The organism is Arsenicicoccus dermatophilus (assembly GCF_022568795.1).
Classification (GTDB): Bacteria; Actinomycetota; Actinomycetes; order Actinomycetales; family Dermatophilaceae; genus Arsenicicoccus; species Arsenicicoccus dermatophilus.
Window position 1 is genome coordinate 874,039 of record NZ_JAKZHU010000001.1, and the last position, 21,413, is coordinate 895,451.

Genomic DNA, 21,413 nt, shown 5'->3' on the forward strand with positions numbered 1-21,413 from the left:
GCTCCGCGGGCGCCGCCCGCCCCCACCCGGTCCTGAGCACGCTCGAGCACCTGCCAGAATGGATCCCATGCCCACGCCCAACGCGACCCGACCCCGCACCCTGTCCGGCATGCAGCCGACGTCCGACTCGCTGCACCTCGGCAACTACCTCGGGGCGCTGGTCAACTGGGTGGGCCTGCAGGAGGACTTCGACGCGTTCTACTTCGTCGCGGACCTGCACTCCCTCACCGTCGCGACCGACCCCGAGGTCATCCGGCGCCGCACCCGCGTGACCGCGGCGCAGTACCTCGCGGCGGGCGTGGACCCGACCCGGTCGACGCTGTTCGTCCAGAGCCACGTGCCCGAGCACACCGAGCTCAGCTGGATCCTGGCCTGCCAGACCGGCTTCGGCGAGGCCGGGCGGATGACGCAGTTCAAGGACAAGACCGCCAAGGGGCACTCGGCCAACGTCGGCCTGTTCACCTACCCGATCCTGATGGCCGCCGACATCCTGCTCTACGACGCGGCCCGGGTGCCGGTCGGCGAGGACCAGCGCCAGCACCTGGAGATCACCCGCGACCTGGCGACGCGCTTCAACCAACGCTTCGGCGACACGCTGGTGGTGCCCGAGGCCCACATCGTCAAGGAGGGGGCCAAGATCCAGGACCTGCAGGACCCCACCGCCAAGATGAGCAAGTCCGCCGCGACGGACAAGGGCCTGATCAACCTCCTCGACGAGCCCGCCCGCAGCGCCAAGAAGATCCGCTCGGCCGTCACCGACGCCGAGGCCGTGGTGCGGTACGACCCGGAGCACAAGGCCGGCGTCTCCAACCTGTTGACGATCCACTCGGTCCTGTCCGGGACGCCCGTCCCCGAGCTCGAGGCGCACTTCGAGGGGAAGATGTACGGCGACCTCAAGAAGGAGACCGCCGAGGTGCTCGTGGAGTGGGTGACGCCGCTGCGCGCGCGCACCCTGGAGCTCATGGACGACCCCGCCGAGCTGGACCGGATCCTGGCCGCGGGTGCAGCGCGCGCCCGAGAGGTCGCATCTGCCACCATTGGTCGTGTCTACGACGCCGTGGGCCTGCTGCGTCCGGCGTCCCGCGCCTGATCGAGGAGCTGTCCGGATGCCCGTCATCGGAGTCTCCGTCGCCGTGCCCGAGCCGTGGGGAGGCGAGCTGCAGCGCGCCCGGCTGTCCTACGGCGACCAGCAGGCCGTCGGCATCCCCACGCACGTCACCGTGCTCCCGCCCACGCAGATCAGCGACCAGGTCATGGACGAGGTCCACGGTCACCTGCGCCAGGCCGCGGCCCGGGTCGAGCCCTTCCGCCTGGACCTGCGGGGGACCGGCACCTTCCTGCCGGTCTCGCCGGTGGTCTTCGTGCAGGTGGCGCGCGGCGTGCCCGCGTGCGAGCAGCTGGAGCGCGAGGTCCGTCGCGGGCTGCTGGAGCGCCCGCTCTCGTTCACGTACCACCCCCACGTGACCGTGGCCCACAACATCCCGGAGGAGGCTCTCGAGCGCGCCTACCGGGAGCTCGCGGGCTACTACTGCGGCTTCGTGGTGGAGGAGATCCACCTGCACGTGCAGGGCGCGGACGAGGTCTGGCGCCCGCTGGAGCGCTATCGCCTGGGCGGCGCCACCGTCCGAGAATGATGGAGAGTGCCGGTCGGCAAGCGTGAGTCGTGAGGGCGCGCTTGGTGGCGGAGAAGATCTCCGGTGCCGGGCCGGTGATCGGATCCATGCTCGACCGGGGCTCGACCGGGCGTCGCGGAGGGGGGAGTCGTCCTGGCGAACCTGGCTGGCGCGGGCACGGCCTTCGTCGTCAGGTGGGGGTGCACAGCCGTCGGGGCAGGTGGATCGTCGGGGGATGCTCGGTGCCGCCGTGCTGGGTCGACTCCTCCTGACCTCCACGACGTTTCCCCTGCTCATCGCCCTGGCCCATGCGCTGCGGAACGTGTGCTCGCAGGTCACTGATGCTCCGTTGCCGGCCATGTGGAGCGAGATCGCCCCCCAGGACCGGCCAGCAGCCATGTGCGGTGCCCGCAGGCTCCTGGGCCAGGGGGTCTACCCCCTCAGCCTCGTCCTGGGAGGCCTGGGTGGCGGCGGCACAGCCTGTGCCGGGGTGTCAACCGGACCTGCCTGGTCTCACCGGTGGGGGCGTCGATCGCCGCCCCAGACGCCGTCGCCGCCCACGCTCTCCTCGGCCGTGCCGCGGCTGCGGTCAGGCGCGGTGGGTGGGTCTGCCGCGGCGGGGGCGACGCCGCACGAGGACACCGGCCAGCACGGCCGCGAGCGCCGCGAGTGCCCCGGCCGGCCACCAGCGCTGTGCCTGCGACGCGACCGAGGAGGTGGCGAGGAGCGGGACCGGGGTGGCCGCGGCGGCGGACTCGGTGGCGGGCGCGGTGGCCGTCCCCGAGCCGGTCGTGGGGGCAGCGGTCGGGCTGCTCGGTCGCCCTGTCGGGCCGGCGCTGGTCGTCGGTGCGGTGCTCGGCCCGGCCACGGCGAGGGTGCCGACGGGACGGGCGGCAGCTCCGTGGGCGAAGGCCCAGTCCATCAGCGCGCCCACGTGCTGCCAGCTCACGGTGTCCGAGCACATGTAGCTCACGAGATAGCTGCGCCCGCCCCGCGTCGCCGAGCCGATGAAGGTGCGGTGCGCCCCGGTCGTGTATCCCGTCTTGACCCCCGTCGCGCCCGGGTAGTGCCACCAGAAGTGGTTGAGGTTGGACACCTGGAAGGGCGCCACCACCCTGCCGTCGGGCTGCCGGGCGCCGGGGAAGGTGATCGTGCGGGTGCTGACGTAGCCGCGGAAGTCCTTGCGCTTCATCGCCTCCCGGCCGATCACGGCGAGGTCGTAGGCGCTGCTCGTCTGGGCGGGCTGGTCCAGCCCGGAGGGGTCGACGACGTGGGTGTCGCGAGCGCCGAAGGCGGCGGCCGTGGCGTTCATCGCCGCCACGCTGCCCGGCACGCCGCCGGGCGCGGTCCGCGCGAGCGCGTAGGCCGCGTCGTTGGCGGAGAACATCAGCAGCGCGCTCCACAGCTGCTCGGAGCGATAGGGATTGCCGGCGACCATGCCGACGCGGGTGCCCTCGGCGTTCTGGTCCGCGGGGGTGGCGACCACGGTGCGCCCGGCCGGGACGCGGGGGAGCAGGGTGAGCGAGGTCAGCGTCTTGAGCGTGGACGCGGGGAACAGCTTGGCGTGCGGGGCCTTGGCGACGAGGACGGCCCCGGTGGCCTGGTCCGCCAGGACGTATGACGTCGCGTCCAGCTCGGGCGGCGCGGGCACCCCGGCGGGCAGGGATGCCACGAGGGACGCGGTGCCGAGCTGGTCGCCGCCGACGGGGTGCGGGCCGGCGTCGACCCGCGGCGCAGGATGACGGGCGGGTGCGCCGGTCGGCGCCGGGGCGGGCGGCGAGGCGGCCGCGGCGCCGTGGCGGGCGCGGGGGGCACGCGGCGGCGCAGGCGCCGGAGCCAGCGTCCCGGGGCAGGGGCTCTTGGTGGCGGTGTAGCCGGGCACGAACTCGGAGCTGGTCGGGGTGCCGGCGGACGGTGCCGGAGGTGGGGTGGGCGCCGCGGCCGCGCCCATCGGTGCGACGGATCCTCCGAGGAGGGCGAGCGCGGCGACCGCCGAGCGGACGGCGCCCGTGCGGACCTGCTGACGGGCAGGTCGACGGGAGGCCGAGACTGCGGTGGACGACGTGTGCACGAGAAAACCCCCTGGGGTGGTCGACTGCCCTCCCCCGGCGGCACCCTAGCGGCGCGTCGCCACCCTGTGCACCTCCTCGGGGTCGACGGCCCTCAGGCGGCGTGGCTGCGGCGACGCGCGATCGCGGTGGCGTAGTGCCCCACGAGCTGGTCCACCAGTGCGGCCCAGGAGCGCTGCGACACCCGGGCGAGGGCGGCCGCTCCCATCGCGTCGCGCTCCTGCTCGGAGCCGACGAGCCGGCGCACGCAGTCGGCCAGGTCGGTGGCCGAGCCCGGGTCGAAGAGCAGGCCCGTGCGACCGTGGTCGACCAGGTCCAGGGGGCCACCCATGGCGGGGGCGACCACCGGCAGGCGGGTCGCCGCGGCCTCCTGCAGGGTCTGCCCGAAGGTCTCGCGCGTGCCCGTGTGGACGAAGACGTCGAACGCCGCGTAGGCCCGGGCCAGGTCGTCTCCCGCGCGGCGCCCCAGGAAGACCGGCGGCAGGTTGGGGCGCCCGGGCGAGCAGGCCACGGCCTCGGAGAGGGTCTCGTCGAGGACGGGGCGCGACGGGCCGTCGCCGACGACCACGATGCGGGTGCCCGGGATCTGGGCGCACGCGACGAGGCGGTCCACCTCCTTCTCCGGCGCCAGCCGGCCGACATACCCCAGAATGACCTGGCCGTCGGGTGCCAGCGACCGCCGCAGCGAGCGGGAGACGGCGTCGTCGCGCCACTCGGGGCGGAACAGCGCGGTGTCCACCCCGCGGCCCCACAGCCCGGTGCGGGGCACGCCGTGGTCCTCGATGTCGCGCAGGGCCGCGGAGCTGGGGGCGAGGGTGAGGTCGGCCAGGGAGTGGATGCGCCGGATCCAGCGCCAGGCGGCCTTGGCGGCGGCCCGTCCCGTGGCGGCGCCGGCGACGTTGCCGTGCTGCTCGAGGTAGGACGCCATGTCGGTCTGGTAGATCGCGACGCAGGGGATGCCCAGGCGGTCGGCGGCGGTCAGGCCGCGCGCCCCCAGCACGAAGGGGCTCGCCACGTGCACCACGTCGGGGTGGAAGCCGCGCAGGATCGCCTCGATCTCGCCCGTCGGCAGGCCCACCTGGAACTGCCGCACCGGGATGCTGGTCACGGCCCGCACCGGGAAGCCGGCATAGGTCTCGGGCGCGGGCGAGGGAGCGATGACGACGGCGTCGTGCCCGGTCTCGCGCAGTCGGTCCAGCACCCGGCACACGCTCGTGGTCACCCCGTTGAGCGAGGGGAGGAAGGACTCCGTGACGATCGCGATCCGCACGGGCCCAGCGTCGGTCACCCGGGCCACGCCGGGGCGACGGTCGGGGGTGTGTCGTATGGCGCCGAGGTGACCGGCGGGTGACCTGCCCCGCCGCCCGGGCGGCGGGCCGCGAGCAACGGTGTGCGCGGCACATGTCCGGATCGTCCCGTCCTGGGCGGTGGTTCCCGATTCCCTGCCGCGTCCCGGCATCTCCCGCTACGGTGGCGCCATGGCCCCCGACACCGCCTCCGCGAGCCCCGCCGCGACGTCCTCGTTCTACTGCGTGATCCCGGCCGGTGGAGCCGGCACCCGCCTGTGGCCCCTGTCCAGGTCCGGGCGACCCAAGTTCCTGCACGACCTGACCGGCGGCGGCCGGTCGATGCTGCAGGCGACGTACGACCGGCTGGCTCCCCTGTGCGACGGTCGGGTGCTCGTGGTCACCGGGGCCAAGCACGAGGCGGCGGTCCACGCCCAGCTGCCCGAGGTGGCGGCGGGCGACGTCCTCGTCGAGCCCGGCCCGCGCGACTCCATGGCCGCGATCGGGCTGGCCGCGGCGGTGCTGGAGCTGCGCGACCCCGAGGCCGTCATCGGCTCCTTCGCCGCGGACCACGTCATCACCGAGGTCGACGCCTTCCACCGGTGCGTGCGCGAGGCCGTCGCCGTGGCGCAGCACGACTACCTGGTGACCATCGGCATCGAGCCGACCTTCCCCGCCACGGGCTTCGGGTACGTCTGCGCCGGCGAACCCCTGCAGGTGACCGGGGCGCCGCGGTCCCAGGTGGTGAGCGAGTTCGTCGAGAAGCCCGACGCGGGGACGGCTGCGGCCTACCTCTCGCTGGGCACCTACCGCTGGAACGCCGGGATGTTCGTCGTCAAGGCCCGGGTGCTGCTCGACGTCCTGGCGGAGTACCACCCCGAGCTCGCTGCCGGCCTGCGCGCCATCGCCGCCAACCCCTGGTCCCTCAACCAGACCTGGAAGGACCTGGAGAAGATCGCGATCGACCACGCCGTCGCCGAGCCGGCCGCCGCGGCCGGGCGCGTGGCCGTGATCCCCGGGGACTTCGGGTGGGACGACGTGGGTGACTTCGACTCGCTGGCCGGGCTGCTCCCGGCGGCCGGGGAGACCCCCGACCGGCAGAACGTCGCCGTGCTGGGGTCCGCGGAGCAGGTGCACATCCGCAACGCCTCGGGCGTGGTCGTCAACCGCTCCGGGCGGCAGGTCGTGCTGCTCGGGCTCGAGGACGTGGTGGTGGTGGACACCCCCGACGTCCTCATGGTCACGACCCGCACCCAGGCGCAGGACGTGAAGTCGATCGTGGAGCTGGTGAAGGAGCGAGGCTATCCCGAGCTGACCTGACGGGGGACGCGGGCGCCCCGCCGGGCAACCGCTCGGCGGGGCGGCGCGTCGCCCGGCGCGTCGCCGTACGGCAGGGCCGATAGCCGGGGGTGGTCGTGACCCCGGGCGGTGCCGACGATAGGGTTTGGACCATGGCTGACAGCACCGACAAGCCCACCGCCCGCACCGAGTCCGACCTGCCCCTGGAGGCGGTCTACGACGCGTCGTCGCTCGAGGGTTTCGACCCCGAGGAGAAGCTCGGCACGCCTGGGTCCTATCCCTTCACCCGTGGGGTCTACCCCACGATGTACACCGGTCGCCCCTGGACCATGCGGCAGTACGCCGGCTTCGGCACCGCCAAGGAGTCCAACGAGCGTTACCACGAGCTGGTCAAGGCCGGCACCGGTGGCCTGTCGGTCGCCTTCGACCTGCCGACCCAGATGGGTTACGACTCGGACGCCCCGCTCGCCAGCGGCGAGGTCGGCAAGGTCGGTGTGGCCGTCGACTCCCTCGACGACATGCGGGTGCTGTTCAACGGCCTTCCGCTGGACAAGGTGTCGACGTCGATGACGATCAACGCCCCCGCGTCGACCCTGCTGCTGATGTACCAGCTCGTCGCCGCCGAGCAGGGCGTCGCCGCCAACCAGCTCACCGGCACCATCCAGAACGACGTGCTCAAGGAGTACATCGCCCGCGGCACGTACATCTACCCGCCGGCCCAGTCGCTGCGCCTGATCTCCGACATCTTCGGCTACTGCAACAAGGAGATCCCCCGCTGGAACACGATCTCCATCTCCGGCTACCACATGGCCGAGGCCGGGGCCACCCCCGTGCAGGAGATCGCCTTCACGCTGGCCAACGCCAAGGCCTACGTCAAGGCCGCCATGGACGCGGGCCTGGACGTCGACGCCTTCGCGCCGCGCCTGTCCTTCTTCTTCGTCGCCCGCACCACCCTGATCGAGGAGGTCGCGAAGTTCCGGGCGGCCCGTCGCATCTGGGCGCGCATCATGCGTGACGAGTTCGGCGCCAAGAACCCGAAGTCGCAGATGCTGCGCTTCCACACCCAGACCGCCGGCGTGCAGCTCACCGCCCAGCAGCCCGAGGTCAACCTCATCCGGGTGTCCCTGCAGGGTCTGGCCGCCGTCCTCGGTGGCACCCAGTCGCTGCACACCAACTCCTTCGACGAGGCCATCGCCCTGCCGACGCAGAAGGCCGCCCGCCTCGCGCTGCGCACCCAGCAGGTCATCGCCTTCGAGACCGACGTGTGCAAGACGGTCGACCCCTTCGCCGGGTCGTACGTCGTGGAGTCGCTGACCAACGAGATCGAGGAGGCCGCCTGGGAGCTCCTCAAGAAGGTCGACGAGCTCGGCGGCGCGGTCACCGCGATCGAGCAGGGCTTCCAGAAGTCCGAGATCGAGCGCTCGGCCTACGCCACCCAGCTCAAGACCGACTCGGGCGAGCGGATCGTCGTGGGGCTCAACAAGTTCCAGATCGACCAGGAGGAGCACTACGACCCGCTGCGCGTGGACCCGCAGATCGAGGCCGACCAGTGCGAGCGCCTCGCCGAGCTGCGCAAGAACCGCGACAACGGCAAGGTCGAGGAGAAGCTCGACGCCCTGCGCAAGGCCGCCGAGGGCACCGACACCAACCTCCTGCTGCCGATGAAGGAGGCCCTGGAGGCCAACGCCACCGGTGGCGAGGTCTCCAACGCGCTGCGCGACGTCTGGGGCATGTACGTCCCGCGCGACGCCTTCTGATCGGACCCGATTCCCCGCTGACGGCGGGTGGCCGACCCCCGGGGTCGACCACCCGCCGTCCGGCTGTCCCGGCTCGGCCGGACGGGCCGCTGCGTCCGGCCTGGCCACGGTGGCCGGCGGGGCGAGCGGTAGCCTTGCCGGTCATGGGTGCCGTGCATGACCTGACCGACGAGAGCGCGATCCAGGGCGCGACGCAGGCCGCCGTCCGCGCCGCGGTCGAGGCGGCAGCGGTGTCCCTCGACGGCGAGCTGGTCGAGCTGCGCCGGGCCATCCACCGCGAGCCCGAGCTGGGCTTCGAGGAGCTGCGCACCACCGCCAAGGTCGCCCGGCGGCTCAAGCAGGCGGGCCTGCGGATCACCCCGATGCACCCCACGGGTCTGGTCGTCGACCTGGGGGCCGCCCACCCGCGTCGTCGGATCGCGGTCCGCGCCGACATCGACGCCCTGCCGCTCACCGAGACCACCGGCCTACCGTATGCCTCCACGACGCCGGGCGCCTGCCACGCCTGCGGGCACGACGTGCACACGACCTGCCTCGTCGGGCTCGCCCTGGCGCTCGCGCCCCACCACGAGCGGCTGCGGTCGCAGCGGCTGGCCGTGCGGCTGCTCTTCCAGCCCGCCGAGGAGGTCATGCCCGGCGGTGCCCACCGGATGGTGGCGGCCGGTCACCTGCGGGACGTGGACCAGGTCTTCGCCCTGCACTGCGATCCCACCCTGGACGTGGGGCAGGTGGGCATCCGCACCGGTGCCGTCACCGCGGCCACCGACATCCTGACCGTGCGCCTGACCGGTCGCGGCGGCCACACCTCCCGCCCGCACCTGACCGAGGACCTGACCTTCGCCCTCGCCACCGTGGTGACCGAGCTGCCCTCGGTCCTGTCCCGCCGGGTGGATCCCCGCGCCGGCCTGGCCCTGGTGTGGGGAGCGGTCAACGCGGGCGAAGCGGCCAACGTGATCCCGGCGTCGGGGTCGGCGAGCGGGACCCTGCGGATGCTCGACGCGCAGGTGTGGGACACCATCGGGCCCCTGTGCGAGGAGGTCGTGGGGCAGCTCGTCTCGCCGTACGGCGTGGGGGTGCAGATCGAGCACACCCAGGGCGTCCCGCCGGTGGTCAACGACCCCGAGGCGGTGAGCCACCTCGTGGCGGGGGCGACGGCGATGCTGGGGGCCCAGGCGGTCGCGCCGACCCCGCAGTCGCTGGGTGGCGAGGACTTCTCCTGGATGCTGCGGGACGTGCCCGGCGCCCTGGTCCGGCTCGGCACCCGGACCCCCGGAGGGCCGACGTACGACCTGCACCGCCCCGACCTCGTGGTCGACGAGCGCGCCATCGGGGTCGGCGTCCGGCTGCTCGCCGGCACCGTCCTGTCCGCACTCCAGGGCGCTGACGTGCCCTCATAACGGTTCGTCGTCGGTTGTGCTCAGAAGGGTCACGCACCGCAGTCAAGACCTACCGGCAGGTCTAGTGTTGGCGCCGTCCCGTCCTATCCGAGGAGTCCCCTTGATTCGCACCGTCAAGGTCGCGTCCGCCGTGGCGGTCGCGTCTGTCGCCCTCGCTGCCTGCGGCAGCCCCTCCGACACCAGCAGCACCACGTCCACCGGAGCCGCCGTCAACGGCTCCTCCTCGGCCCCCAGCAACGGTGGTTCGCCCAAGATCGGCATGGCCTACGACGTGGGCGGCCGTGGAGACCAGTCCTTCAACGACTCCGCCGCCCTGGGGCTGGACAAGGCCAAGGCCGACCTGGGCGCCCAGACCAAGGAGTCCACGGCCACCGCCGGGGAGCCCGAGTCCGCCCGTGAGGAGCGCCTCCAGCAGCTCATCGAGGCCGGCTACACCAACATCGTCGCGGTCGGCTACGCGTATGCCCCGGCCGTCAAGAAGGTCGCTGCCGAGAACCCCGAGGCGAAGTTCGCGCTCGTGGACTCCACCGATGCCAAGGGCCCCAACATCCAGAACATCGTGTTCTCCGAGCAGGAGGGCTCCTACCTCGCCGGCGTGGTCGCGGCCAAGCTGTCCAAGACCGGCAACATCGGCTTCGTGGGCGGCGTCCAGACCGACCTGATCAAGAAGTTCGAGGCGGGGTACCTCGCCGGCGCCAAGGCCACCAACCCGGCCATCAAGTCGCAGGTGAAGTACCTCTCCCAGCCGCCGGACTTCAAGGGCTTCGCCGACCCGGCCGCCGGCAAGACCGCCGCCGAGGGCATGCTCTCCGCCGGCGCCGACGTGATCTACCACGCCTCGGGCGGCTCCGGCTCCGGCGTCTTCACCGCCGTCCGGGCCAAGAACGCCATGGCCATCGGCGTCGACTCCGACCAGGCCAAGACTGCGCAGCCCGACGTCCGCAACAGCATCGTCACGTCGGTCGTCAAGCGCGTCGACGTGGGCGTCCTCGAGTTCGCCAAGCAGGTCCAGGACGGCAAGCTGCGCTCCGGCGAGGCGGTCTTCGACCTGAAGTCCAACGGTGTCGAGCTGGCCACCACCGGCGGCAAGATCGACGCGCTGAAGGCCGAGCTCGACAAGGCCAAGGCCGACATCATCTCCGGCAAGATCGTCGTCCCCAGCAAGTGACCGGGGCGCGGCCGCGACGGCTGAGCGCTGCCCCACCCGCGCAGCGGGCGGCATACCGGCGACCGGACCTGGTCGTCCCCCTCGTGGGGGACGACCAGGTCCGGTCTGCGGGGGGTGTCCCTATGTTCTTCGTCAAGCGGTGAGGGGCGTGGGTGCGGGCGCTGGGGCGCGGTAGGTCTCGTGGTTGCGGAGCATGGCGTGCAGGACGTCGCAGCGTCGTCGGGCGAGGCAGATGAGTGCGGCGTTGTGCTTCTTGCCTTGGGCGCGTTTGCGGTCGTAGTAGGCGCGGCTGACGGGGTCGAAGCGCAGGGCCGCAAACGCGGATAGGAACAAGGCTCTCTTGAGGTGCTTGTTGCCTGACCTGGAGGGGTGCTCCCTGCGGATGCTGGTGCCGGAGCGTCGCGTGACGGGGGCCAGGCCGGCGTACGCGGCGAGGTGTCCGGCGGTGGGGAAGGCCGAGCTGTCACCGACGTCGAGCAGGATCCGGGCTGCTGTCCTGACTCCGACGCCGGGCATCGAGGTCAGGACCTCGGCAAGAGGGTGGGCATCGAGGACTTTCTCGACCTGGGTGGCCAGATCGGCTCGTTGGGCCAGGGTTGTGCGCAGCGTCGCGGCCAGGTGTGGCAGGACCTGCTCACCGGCGGTGGTGCCGGCCACGACCACGGTCTGCTCGGACAGGGCCGCCATGATCGCGTCGGTGAGCTCGCCCGCGCCACGGGGGTTGGCCTTGGTGATGACGCGTGCCAGGCGTGCGCGCCCGGCGCGGGTGATGCCTTGCGGGCCGCCGAGGTGTTCCAGGACGGCCAGGCCGGCCTTGGTGGCGATCTTGGGTCCGAGGACTCGTTCGAGGGCGGGGTGGAACTGGGTGAGCAGGCCACGGATCCGGTTGCTGAGGCGGGTGGCTTCGGCGGCGAGGTCGTCGTCGAAGCCGACCAGGACCTTCAGCTCGGCCAGGGCCTCTTCGCCGACGTCCACGCGGCGCAGGGTGTGGGGCATGGTGCGGGCAGCGTCGGCGATGATGAACGCATCGCGGGCGTCGGTCTTGGCGTTGCCCGGGTGCAGGTCGGCGATGCGGCGCATCGCCAGCCCAGGCAGGTACGCGACCGCGATCCCCATCGAGCGGGCCACTGCGATCGGCAGGGCGCCGATGGTGTTGGGCTGGTCAACGATCACCAGGACCCGACCCCGGGCGGTCAAGGTCGTGAAGAGTTCTTCCAGCCGTGCCTGGTCCTGGGGTAGGGCCTTGTCGAAGACCTTGTTGCCCGCGCAGTCCAGGGCGCAGGCGTGGTGGTCTTGCTTGCCAACGTCCAGCCCGCACCAGATGTCGTAGCCGATGTCCTCGCTCATGACGGTGACCATCCTTGCATCGCAGGACCGGTCGCCAGGCTGTGGTGAAGCGTCAGCTGCCGGCACCCACGTTACGAAGAGACCTCATCTTGGGCCGTGTCCCTATCAGCGGTCAGACCGACGCCACCAGGCCCGGTGACAACACCCCCCCCGGATCATGGAAGAGACAGGGGTGGTAAGTCATGCCGGGCCCGGCGACCGTGACCCCGCACCGCGGGGCCACCAGCAAGGTACCGTGGGTGCGGCGGCCCGTACGCCCTGCCGGACGGCCGGTAGGCTGGCCCGGAAGGACCGCCGTGCCCAGGCGCCGGCCGAGCAAGGAGCGTGGACCATCTCGACGTCAGCCAGCACCGCTCACCCGGAGGCGCCGCCGGCGGTGGCCGTCCGCGGCATCACCAAGAGGTTCCCGGGGGTGGTGGCCAACAAGGACATCACCTTCACGGTCGCCCAGGGCTCGATCCACGCGCTGGTGGGGGAGAACGGCGCCGGCAAGTCCACGCTGATGAAGATCCTGTACGGCGTGCAGCGACCCGACGAGGGCACGATCGCCGTCGACGGGCGCGAGGTGACCTTCCACAGCCCGAGCGACGCGATCGCCGCCGGGGTCGGGATGGTCTTCCAGCACTTCAAGCTGGCCGACAACCTCACGGTGACCGAGAACGTCGTCCTCGGTGCCGAGAAGCTCCACGGCATCGGCGGGCGGGCCAAGGAGGAGATCCGGCGCATCTCGCGGGAGTACGGCCTGGGCATCGACCCGGACGCCCGCGTCGGCGACCTCGGGGTGGGCGCCCAGCAGCGGATCGAGATCCTCAAGGTGCTCTACCGCGGGGCGCGGGTGCTGATCCTCGACGAGCCCACCGCCGTCCTGGTGCCGCAGGAGGTGAGCGAGCTCTTCGACAACCTGCGGGCCCTCACCGCCGAGGGACTGACCATCATCTTCATCTCGCACAAGCTCGACGAGATCCGCGAGGTGGCCGACGCGATCACCGTCATCCGCCGCGGCACCACGGTCGGCAGCGCCGACCCCCGCACCGTCACCAAGGACGAGCTCGGCGAGCTCATGGTGGGCCGTGAGCTGCCCAGCCCGCAGACCGAGGAGTCCACCGTCACCGACCGGGTCGTGCTGCGGCTGGAGCACGTGCGGCTCGCCCGGCCCGGTGCCCGGGACGCCCTCGACGACGTCACGCTCACCGTCCACGCCGGAGAGGTCCTCGGCATCGCCGGGATCGAGGGCAACGGCCAGGACGAGCTGGTCGAGGTGATCATGGGGATGCGCGAGCCGACGAGCGGGCGGGCCTACCTCGGTGGGGAGGACATCACCGACTGGCCCACCCGGCGGATCCGCGAGGCCGGGGTGGGCTACGTCCCGGCCGATCGGCACCGCCACGGTCTGCTGCTCGACGCGCCGCTGTGGGAGAACCGCGTGCTGGGCCACCAGACGCAGGCGCCCAACACCGCGGGCCCCTTCGTCGACGCCCGTGGTGCCAAGGCGTCGACCGAGACGATCGTGCAGGAGTATGACGTCCGCACGCCCTCGATCCACGTCACCGCGGGGGCGCTGTCCGGAGGCAACCAGCAGAAGCTCATCATCGGCCGCGAGATGGCGCACGAGCCGCGGGTGCTCGTCGCCGCCCACCCGACGCGGGGCGTCGACGTGGGTGCCCAGGCCGCGATCTGGGAGCACATCAAACGGGCGCGCCGCGCCGGGCTGGCCGTGCTGCTGATCACCGCCGACCTGGACGAGCTGCGCGGCCTGTCCGACACCATCCGGGTCATCGCCGACGGCCGGCTCACCGAGCCGCTGCCCACGACGCTGACCTCCCAGCAGCTCGGTGCGGCCATGCAGGGCGGCGTCATCGAGGACGTGGGCGGTGCCGTCGGTGGCGACGACGCGCGCCGGACCGAAGCCCCTGGCGCCGGGGCTGCCGGCTCATCCCTGGACGAGCAGGAGAACGACCGATGAAGCTCTCGCCCCGCTCCCTGGCCCTGGCCCTGGCGGCGCCGATCCTGGCCCTGCTCGTGGCCTTCCTGGTGACCTCGCTCGTGCTGGCCGTCGCGGGCGACCCCGTCGGAGCCGTGTGGACCGAGCTGCTGCGGCAGCCGAGCCCGCGGCTGATCGCCAAGATCCTCAACGGCGCGATCGTCTACTACCTCGCCGCCGTCGCGCTGGCCGTCGGCTTCCGGATGAACCTGTTCAACATCGGCGTCGAGGGGCAGTACCGCGTGGCGGTCTTCGCCGCCGCGGTGTTCGGTGCCCAGGGCTTCCTGCCCGGGTGGGCCAACGTCGCCGCGACCACCCTGGTGGCCATGGCCGTCGGGGCGGCCTGGGCCTCCGTCGGGGCCTACCTCAAGGTGAAGCGCGGTGTCTCCGAGGTGATCTCGACGATCATGCTCAACGCCGTCGCGACGAGCCTGGTGGCCTTCCTGCTCACCCGGACCCGGGACTCCTCCGCGGATGCGGGCTCCAACGTCGCCAACACCAAGCCGCTGCCGCAGGACTCCTGGGTGCCCGGGCTGGCGCTCGTGCCCGGCAGCTCGACCAAGGTCTACGGCCTGCTCGTGCTCGCGCTGCTGGTCGGGCTGGCCTACTGGATCGTGCTGGGGCGCACGCGCTTCGGCTTCGACCTGCGCGCGTCCGGCCTGTCCGAGACCGCGGCGATCGCCAGCGGTGTCGACGCCCGGCGGATGATCGTGCGCACGCTGCTGCTGTCCGGTGCGGTCGCCGGTCTGATCGGTCTGCCGCTGCTCTTCGGGCAGGACCACGCGTACGGCACGAACTTCCAGGCGGGGATCGGCTTCGCGGGGATCGGCATCGCCCTGCTGGGCCGCAACCACCCGGTCGGCATGGCCGTCGCCGCCCTGCTGTGGGCCTACCTCGACCAGCAGGGCAACGGCCTGCAGATCAAGGCGGGCGTCTCGCCCGAGCTGGTCAACATCGTCCAGGGCGTGATCGTGCTCGCCGTGGTCATCGCCTACGAGCTGGTCCGCCGGCTCACCGCCCGCCTCGAGCAGTCCACGGTCGCCCGCGACCTGGGCGACGCCGGCACCCCCTCCGGCTCGTCGTCCGGCACCGCCCCGGACGCCCCCGCCGGAGCCACCTCGGCCACCACCACGTCAGGAGCCAGCGCATGAGCACCGCCGTGACCGCCCCCGCCGACGCCGACGGCCGCGGCGCCCGGGGCCCGCTGGCCCCCCGACCCCGTCGCCGCCTGGGGGTCGGGCACTACCTCGGCCTGATCCTGCTCGGCATCCTGCTCGTCTCGGTGATGCGAGTCGTCACCGGCGAGAACGACCTGGCGTCCTCCGGCGCCCTCGCGGCGGCCCTGGGCCTGGCCGTGCCCATCGGCATGGCGGGCCTGGGCGGCCTGTGGGCCGAGCGCGCGGGCGTGGTCAACATCGGCCTCGAGGGGATGATGATCCTCGGCACCTGGGGCGCGGCGTTCTTCGCCTGGCACTGGGGCCCCTGGGCCGGGATCCTCGGCGCCATCCTGCTCGGCATGGTCGGCGGGGCCGTCCACGCCCTCGCCACCGTGGTCTTCGGCGTGGACCACATCGTCTCCGGCGTCGCGGTCAACCTCATCGGCGCGGGCGGCGCGAAGTATCTCGCCGCCCGGGTCTTCACCGGCACCGACGGCGGCGGCGCCACCCAGTCGCCGCCGCTGCCCGAGCTGCCCGACGTGACGGTGCCGGGCCTGTCCACCGCCCTGACCTCGCTCGAGGGCAAGCACCTGTTCTTCGTCTCCGACCTCGCCGGCGTGCTCGCGGCCTTCGTCACCCACCTGTCCGTCCTGACGATCCTGGCGGCGCTGCTCGTGGCCCTGTCCTGGTGGGTGCTGTGGCGCACGACCTTCGGGCTGCGGCTGCGCTCGTGCGGCGAGAACCCCTGGTCCGCCGAGTCGCTCGGCGTCGACGTGTACCGCTACAAGGTCATCGCCGTGCTGATCTCCGGCGGGTTCGCCGGGCTCGGCGGCGGCTACCTGGCGCTGGTGGCGGCCAACATGTTCCGCGACGGTCAGACCGGCGGGCGCGGCTACATCGGTCTGGCCGCCATGATCTTCGGCAACTGGCGGCCCGGGTCTCTCGCGGCCGGATCGCTGCTGTTCGGCTACTTCGACGCCGTGCAGCTGCGCGGCGGCGCGATCCACGCGCTGCTGCTCGTGATCGGCGTGCTCCTGCTCGCCTGGGGCGGGTGGCAGCTCGTGAAGCGGCGCGTCGTCGGCGGCGTGGTCACCCTCGCGCTCGGCGCCCTGGCCTGCGGTGTCTACCTGACGACCGACGCCATCCCGGGCGAGCTGGCCGGATCCGCGCCATACCTCGCGACGCTGCTCGTGCTCGCCCTGGCGAGCCAGACCCTGCGGATGCCGCAGGCCGACGGGCTCGTCTACCGCAAGGGTGAGGTCGGATGAGCGGTATGCCGGCCCAGGTCGACTGGCCGGGTCTGCGGGCCGCCGCGACCGAGGCGATGCGGCGGGCCTACGCGCCGTACTCGCGGTTCCCTGTGGGCGTGGCCGGGCTGGTCGACGACGGCCGGGTGGTCGTCGGGTGCAACGTGGAGAACGCGTCCTACGGCGTGGGGCTGTGCGCCGAGTGCGGTCTCGTGTCGGCGCTGCACGCGAGCGGCGGCGGACGGCTCGTGGCCGTGGCGTGCGTCGACGCCGACGGGGCGGCCCTGATGCCGTGCGGGCGCTGCCGCCAGCTGCTGTGGGAGCACGGCGGACCGGACTGCGTGCTGGAGACGCCGCAGGGGATCGCGCCGTTGCGCGAGGTGCTGCCGCAGGCCTTCGGGGCGGGCGACCTGGACCGGGTGGGGCGCCGATGAGCGGGCTGCCGCCGCAGGAGCCGCACCTGCCCGACGCCCTCCACCTCGTCGACGAGCCGCCGCCCACGGATGCCCTCCACCTGACGAGCGACGTCGGTGAGCCCGGCGTCCTCGAGCCCGCCCAGATCTATCGCCGGCTGCCGGACGACGAGGTGCCCGACGCCGCCGTCCTGTGCTTCTTCCCCGACACCGTCCGGTCGATCGGGGCCCGCGAGGGCAGCACGGTGGCGTTCACCTTCTCCGGGCTCATCGGTGAGCAGCCGTGCTACGTCCGCGAGGTCGGCGGGCGACGGATCGCCTTCCTGTTCCCCGAGATCGGGGCGCCGCGGGCGTCGATGTTCCTCGAGGAGGCCATCGCGCGCGGGATCACCCGGTTCGTCGCGGTCGGGTCGGCGGGCGTCCTCGTGCCCGACCTGGTGATGGGGCACCCCTTCGTCGTGACCTCGGCGCTGCGGGACGAGGGGACCAGCGCGCACTACGGCGTGACGGCGGGCGTGGTGGCGGCACCGCCGTCCGGCATACGGGCGTGCATCGCCGCCCTGGACGCGGCCGGGGCGCCGCACCAGGCCGGACGCACCTGGACCACCGACGGGATCTATCGCGAGACCCGGTCCACCGTCGCCCGCCGCATCGCCGCCGGGTGCGCCGTCGTGGAGATGGAGGCCTCCGCGCTGCTCGCTGTCGCGGCCTTCCGCGGGGTCGAGCTCGGCCAGATCCTGTTCAGCGCCGACTCGCTCGCGGGCGAGGACTGGGACCACCGCGGGTGGGTGAGCGCCGAGGACGCCCACGAGCAGGTGTTCTGGATCGCGATGGACGCCGCCCGCCGGCTCGCCGAGGCCGGCCGCGAGGACTGAGGGGCTCTCCTGGGGGTATGCCGAGAGGCAACCGTCCCCCACATGCAGGAGTGAGCCATGGGTTTCCTCGACCGCCTCTTCGGCCGCCAGAGCCAGCCGCGGGGCTACCAGCCGCAGCAGCCGACCTATGGGCAGGCCCCGGCGGGCTATCCCCAGCAGGGGTTTCCGCAGCAGGGGGCGCCGGGGCAGCCGGGCCAGAGCGAGCAGGACCGACAGGCCATCGCGCGCTACCGCTACCTGCTGCGGACCGCCCCGCCGGAGGCCGTCGAGCAGGCGCACGCCGAGGCCTTCGCCAAGCTCACGCCCGAGCAGCGCCGGCAGGTGCTCCAGGGCCTCGCCGACGGCGGCGAGCGCGTCACCGCCGACGACCCGCAGTCGCTGGCCCGGGCGGCCACGCGCGCGGAGTACCGCCAGCCCGGCTTCATGGAGCGCACCTTCGGCGGCCTCGGCCGTGGGGGGACGGGCGGCGGTTACGGGATGGGGACGGGCGGCGGCATCGGCATGGGCGGCATGATCATGGGCTCCATGCTCGGCTCCATCGCCGGCAGCGTCATCGGCACGGCCATCGCCCACGAGATGATGGACGGCTTCGACGCCTGGGACCACGACACCGACGGCGGCCAGGGTTTCGCGGACGGCGGGTTCGGTGGTGACGGCGACGGCTTCGGCGACCAGGTCGAGACCAGCGGCGACGGCTTCGGCGGGGACCAGTCCTTCGCGGACGGCGGGTTCTCCGACGTCGGCGGCTTCGACGGCGGTCTCGGGGGCGACGGCTTCGGGGACATCGGCGGGGACATCGGCGGGGGCGACCTCGGCGGAGACAGCTTCTGACCGACGTCCCTCACGACGGGAGGGCGGAGGCGGTGCTCAGGCGCCGCCTCCGCCCTCGGTGCCGCGGCGTCCCCCGAGCCGATCTCCGCCACGTGCCCCGGCGGTGGGGACGCATCCGGGTGCTCCTCGACACCTGCCCCTGGTGCGAGGCGCGGCACACGGTGGCTCACGGCAGGCGCAGGAGGGGGTTGTAGCGCAGCAGGCAGGGCCGCACGTCGCACTCCTCGCCGAGGCGCAGGTCGGCGCCGATCGCGCCCGCGGCGCGCAGCTCGTGCAGCCGGGGCAGGAGGCGGTCGCGCAGCGCCCAGGGGGAGATGGTGTTGACGTTGATCTTGGTGCCACCCTCGAAGCCCGCCAGCGTCGACACCCGCCACTTCACGAGCACCCGCCAGGGCATCGGGACGTCGACGTCGACGGGGCGGTGGTGCCACTCCTCGTTGCAGGGGATGTCGGGTCCGGTGGCGGCGTGCACGGCATGGATCAGGTCCGCCATGGCCGTCTGCTCCTGCTCGGACTGCCGCCAGGGCTCGCTGGTCGCGGACCGGGAGACGATCTCGACGGTGGGATAGCGGTGGCCGAATCCCGCGTAGGCGACAGCGTGCTCGGTGTCGGCGAGGACGAGCCCGTGCTGGGCGGCGTAGTCCGGCCCGGCCTCGTTGAAGAGGTTGAGGTTGGCGCGCAGCCGGGCGATCTCCTGCTCGGTCTGCACGCCGCGCTCGTCGATGGCCACGAGCTGCTTGTGCAGGTGGTCGAAGGACGCACCGGCGGGGCGCAGCCAGTTCTGGAAGACCGCGACGTAGCGCGCGAACCTGTTGGTGTCGTACAGGTCTCGTAGCGCGTCCAGCGTCAGCGCGAGGTAGTCCCGGTGCTCCACCACGGTCAGCGTGCCCGAGGACGCGAGCTGCCCGGTGTCGGTGGCGCCGTCGACGAGGTGGCGTCGTCCGACGATCACGTCGTGCCCGCCGCCGAAGAAGCCCGTGGTCCCCGCGAGCTGCGAGTCCTCGTCCAGCGCGGCCCGGTCCGCGGGCGACGTCCCGGAGGCGAGCGCCTTGGCCCGGGCGACGGCGAGGACGTGGGCGCGCCCGTCGGGGTCGGCGAGATAGGCATCCCGGTGCTCCCGCGCCACCCTCGGCAGCTCGTAGCCATAGCCCAGGTGCCAGTAGTCGTAGGACAGGATCTCGAAGAGGTTGGGCACCCGCCGGAACTGCGCGGTGGTCCGCCCGAGATCGCCCGGCAGGACCCCGCGCAGGATCTGCGGGCCCGCGGATCCCCGCACCAGCCGGGACTTCTCGGGCGGCGTCTCGAGCTGCCGGTCCTCGCAGAAGGCGCACAGCCGCCGCGCGGCCTCCGCCGTCACGGGCACCGGGTCGGCGACCGGCGAGCCCACCGGGCGGTTGCCGCGACCGGGCACCGTCCACACCTGGGTCCCCGTGAAGGGGTTCAGCTGCTTGACGGTGCCGTCGGCCAGGCGCGTGAGATAGGCAGGGTCCGGCAGCCTCGGGATCGTCATACGGCCATCCTGCCTGGACGAAGCCCCTGGCCGGCGCCTGGGTGCACCTAGTCTGGCTCGGTGGACCTGCGCTCGATCGTCGCCGACACCCGCCCCCTGCAGCACGGGCACTACCGCCGGCTCTTCCTCGCCAACTGCGTCACCGTCGTCGGCGCCCAGCTCACCATCGTGTCGGTCCCGGCGCAGATCTACCGCGACACCGGTCGGTCGGAGTATGTCGGCCTCACCGGCCTGTTCGGGCTCGTCCCGCTCGTCGTGTTCGGTCTGTGGGGCGGGTCGCTCGCCGACCACCTGGAGAAGCGTCGGCTGCTGACCTTCACCACCCTCGGCATCATCGCGACGCTGATCGCGTTCTGGGCGCAGGCGGCGCTCGGGTCCACGAACGTCTGGGTGCTGCTCGGCCTCTTCGCGATCCAGCAGGCCTTCTTCGCGATGAACCAGCCCGCCCGCGTGGCCCTGCTCCCCGCGATCCTGCCCACGGAGCTGCTGCCCGCCGCCAACGCGCTCAACATGACGCTGTTCATGGCCGGAGCGATCGCCGGGCCGCTCGTCGCGGGCGCGCTGATCCCGGTCCTCGGTTTCTCCTGGCTCTACCTCATCGACGCGGTCTGCCTGCTGGCGACGGTGTATGCCGTGCGGCGGCTGCCGCGGATCCCGGGGGAGGCCCACCCCGACTCCTCGCCCGGGCTGCGCTCGGTCATCGACGGATTCACCTACCTCGGGGGCCACCCGGTGCTGCTCATGTCCTTCGTGGTGGACCTGGTGGCGATGGTCTTCGGGATGCCGCGGGCCCTGATCCCGGAGATCGCCCACGTCGACCTGGGCGGCGAGATCGGCGGCGGCCTGGCGTTCGCGGTGCTCTTCGCCGCGCTGCCGGTGGGGGCGCTCCTGGGCGGCGTCTTCTCCGGGTGGGTGTCCCGGGTGTCGCGGCACGGGCTCGCCGTCGTGGCGTGCATCGTCGTGTGGGGCCTGGGGGTGGTGGCGACCGGGCTGGCCGTCGTGCCCGCGGACGGCCGGATGCAGCCCTGGCTGTGGCTGTGCGCGGCGGGGCTGGCGATCGGCGGCGCGGCCGACATGGCGTCGTCGTCCTTCCGGCAGGCGATGCTGCAGACGGCGGCGACGCCGGAGGTGCGGGGCCGCCTGCAGGGCGTCTTCATCGTGGTGGTGGCGGGCGGCCCGCGGGTCGCGGACGTGCTGCACGGGTATGCCGCCGGGTGGCTCGGGGCGCCGTGGACGGTCGTCGCGGGCGGCGTCCTGGTGGTCGTCGGGGTGCTGGTGTGCGCGGCGGTCGTGCCGTCCTTCGTGCGCTATCGAGCCGAGGTTCCGGCGGCGAACTGACTGCCCGGACGTCACCCGTTCGTGGGTCGGTGACCGCTGGCTCTGCGCCACTCGGGTGAGGATGAGCCGCTGGTGGTGACGATCCGTCCATCTCTCGGGGCATGCGGGAGGACCATGGGCCCACG

General features: G+C 72.9%; 17 protein-coding genes. 13 read left to right on the forward strand and 4 right to left on the reverse strand.

Translation table 11 applies throughout. The annotated features are described in order from the left end of the window. Positions 1-67: 67 nt before the first annotated feature. Positions 68-1,090 carry a tryptophan--tRNA ligase gene (trpS, locus tag MM438_RS04155; RefSeq protein ID WP_241451267.1) on the forward strand — a complete coding sequence of 341 codons (1,023 nt, stop codon included), beginning with the start codon at positions 68-70 and terminating at the stop codon, positions 1,088-1,090. A gap of 16 nt (positions 1,091-1,106) precedes the next feature. After that, a complete protein-coding gene (locus MM438_RS04160) occupies positions 1,107-1,634 on the forward strand; it encodes a 2'-5' RNA ligase family protein (RefSeq protein ID WP_241451268.1) in 528 nt (175 codons plus the stop codon). A 568-nt stretch (positions 1,635-2,202) separates the two neighbouring features. Here the strand turns inward: MM438_RS04160 and MM438_RS04165 are convergent. Both MM438_RS04165 and MM438_RS04170 read right to left on the reverse strand, forming a co-directional pair. After that, entirely contained in the window at positions 2,203-3,684 is a 1,482-nt protein-coding gene (locus MM438_RS04165) for a D-alanyl-D-alanine carboxypeptidase family protein (protein WP_241451269.1), read from the reverse strand. A 92-nt stretch (positions 3,685-3,776) separates the two neighbouring features. Then, entirely contained in the window at positions 3,777-4,952 is a 1,176-nt protein-coding gene (locus tag MM438_RS04170; protein ID WP_241451270.1) for a glycosyltransferase family 4 protein, read from the reverse strand. Positions 4,953-5,160: 208 nt separating this feature from the next. Between MM438_RS04170 and MM438_RS04175 the strand changes: the two genes are divergently transcribed. The 4 genes from MM438_RS04175 to MM438_RS04190 all read left to right on the forward strand — a co-directional run bounded on the left by MM438_RS04175 (position 5,161) and on the right by MM438_RS04190 (position 10,589). After that, the gene (locus MM438_RS04175) at positions 5,161-6,288 is read left to right on the forward strand and encodes a mannose-1-phosphate guanylyltransferase (RefSeq protein WP_241451271.1); all 1,128 of its coding nucleotides are present in this window, start codon (positions 5,161-5,163) and stop codon (positions 6,286-6,288) included. A 131-nt stretch (positions 6,289-6,419) separates the two neighbouring features. Continuing rightward, positions 6,420-8,024 (forward strand): acyl-CoA mutase large subunit family protein, encoded by a 1,605-nt coding sequence (locus MM438_RS04180; RefSeq protein ID WP_241451272.1) that lies wholly within the window; start codon positions 6,420-6,422, stop codon positions 8,022-8,024. A gap of 143 nt (positions 8,025-8,167) precedes the next feature. Then, a complete protein-coding gene (locus tag MM438_RS04185; RefSeq protein WP_241451273.1) occupies positions 8,168-9,421 on the forward strand; it encodes an amidohydrolase in 1,254 nt (417 codons plus the stop codon). 100 nt (positions 9,422-9,521) lie between these two features. Further along, complete coding sequence (locus tag MM438_RS04190; RefSeq protein WP_241451275.1) at positions 9,522-10,589, forward strand: BMP family lipoprotein; 1,068 nt, start codon at positions 9,522-9,524, stop codon at positions 10,587-10,589. 132 nt (positions 10,590-10,721) lie between these two features. Here MM438_RS04190 and MM438_RS04195 read toward each other — a convergent pair whose 3' ends face one another. Next, entirely contained in the window at positions 10,722-11,936 is a 1,215-nt protein-coding gene (locus MM438_RS04195; protein WP_241451276.1) for an IS110 family RNA-guided transposase, read from the reverse strand. Positions 11,937-12,312: 376 nt separating this feature from the next. Here MM438_RS04195 and MM438_RS04200 point away from each other — a divergent pair, with 376 nt between their 5' ends. From MM438_RS04200 to MM438_RS04225, 6 genes are read left to right on the forward strand one after another with little or no spacing between them, the layout of a single operon-like run. Next, complete coding sequence (locus MM438_RS04200; protein WP_241451278.1) at positions 12,313-13,899, forward strand: ABC transporter ATP-binding protein; 1,587 nt, start codon at positions 12,313-12,315, stop codon at positions 13,897-13,899. Further along, positions 13,896-15,068 (forward strand): ABC transporter permease, encoded by a 1,173-nt coding sequence (locus tag MM438_RS04205; protein ID WP_241451279.1) that lies wholly within the window; start codon positions 13,896-13,898, stop codon positions 15,066-15,068. Before MM438_RS04200 ends, MM438_RS04205 begins: the two co-directional genes overlap by 4 nt. Further along, a complete protein-coding gene (locus MM438_RS04210; RefSeq protein ID WP_241451280.1) occupies positions 15,065-16,342 on the forward strand; it encodes an ABC transporter permease in 1,278 nt (425 codons plus the stop codon). The genes MM438_RS04205 and MM438_RS04210 overlap by 4 nt, the downstream gene beginning before the upstream one ends. A gap of 5 nt (positions 16,343-16,347) precedes the next feature. Beyond that, on the forward strand, positions 16,348-16,755 hold the full coding sequence (locus MM438_RS04215; RefSeq protein WP_241453274.1) for a cytidine deaminase: 408 nt from the start codon (positions 16,348-16,350) through the stop codon (positions 16,753-16,755). Then, positions 16,752-17,609: a nucleoside phosphorylase gene (locus tag MM438_RS04220; protein ID WP_241451281.1), complete on the forward strand. Its 858-nt coding sequence runs from the start codon at positions 16,752-16,754 to the stop codon at positions 17,607-17,609. The genes MM438_RS04215 and MM438_RS04220 overlap by 4 nt, the downstream gene beginning before the upstream one ends. Positions 17,610-17,666: 57 nt before the next feature. Continuing rightward, positions 17,667-18,440 (forward strand): DUF2076 domain-containing protein, encoded by a 774-nt coding sequence (locus MM438_RS04225; RefSeq protein WP_241451282.1) that lies wholly within the window; start codon positions 17,667-17,669, stop codon positions 18,438-18,440. A 166-nt stretch (positions 18,441-18,606) separates the two neighbouring features. Here the strand turns inward: MM438_RS04225 and MM438_RS04230 are convergent, their stop codons facing one another. After that, complete coding sequence (locus MM438_RS04230) at positions 18,607-19,950, reverse strand: DUF4921 family protein (RefSeq protein ID WP_241451283.1); 1,344 nt, start codon at positions 19,948-19,950, stop codon at positions 18,607-18,609. Between the two features lie 60 nt (positions 19,951-20,010). On the opposite strand from MM438_RS04230, the gene MM438_RS04235 reads away from it, so the two are divergent. After that, positions 20,011-21,288, forward strand: a complete 1,278-nt coding sequence (locus MM438_RS04235) for an MFS transporter (protein WP_241451284.1) — start codon at positions 20,011-20,013, stop codon at positions 21,286-21,288. The last annotated feature ends 125 nt before the right edge of the window (positions 21,289-21,413 follow it).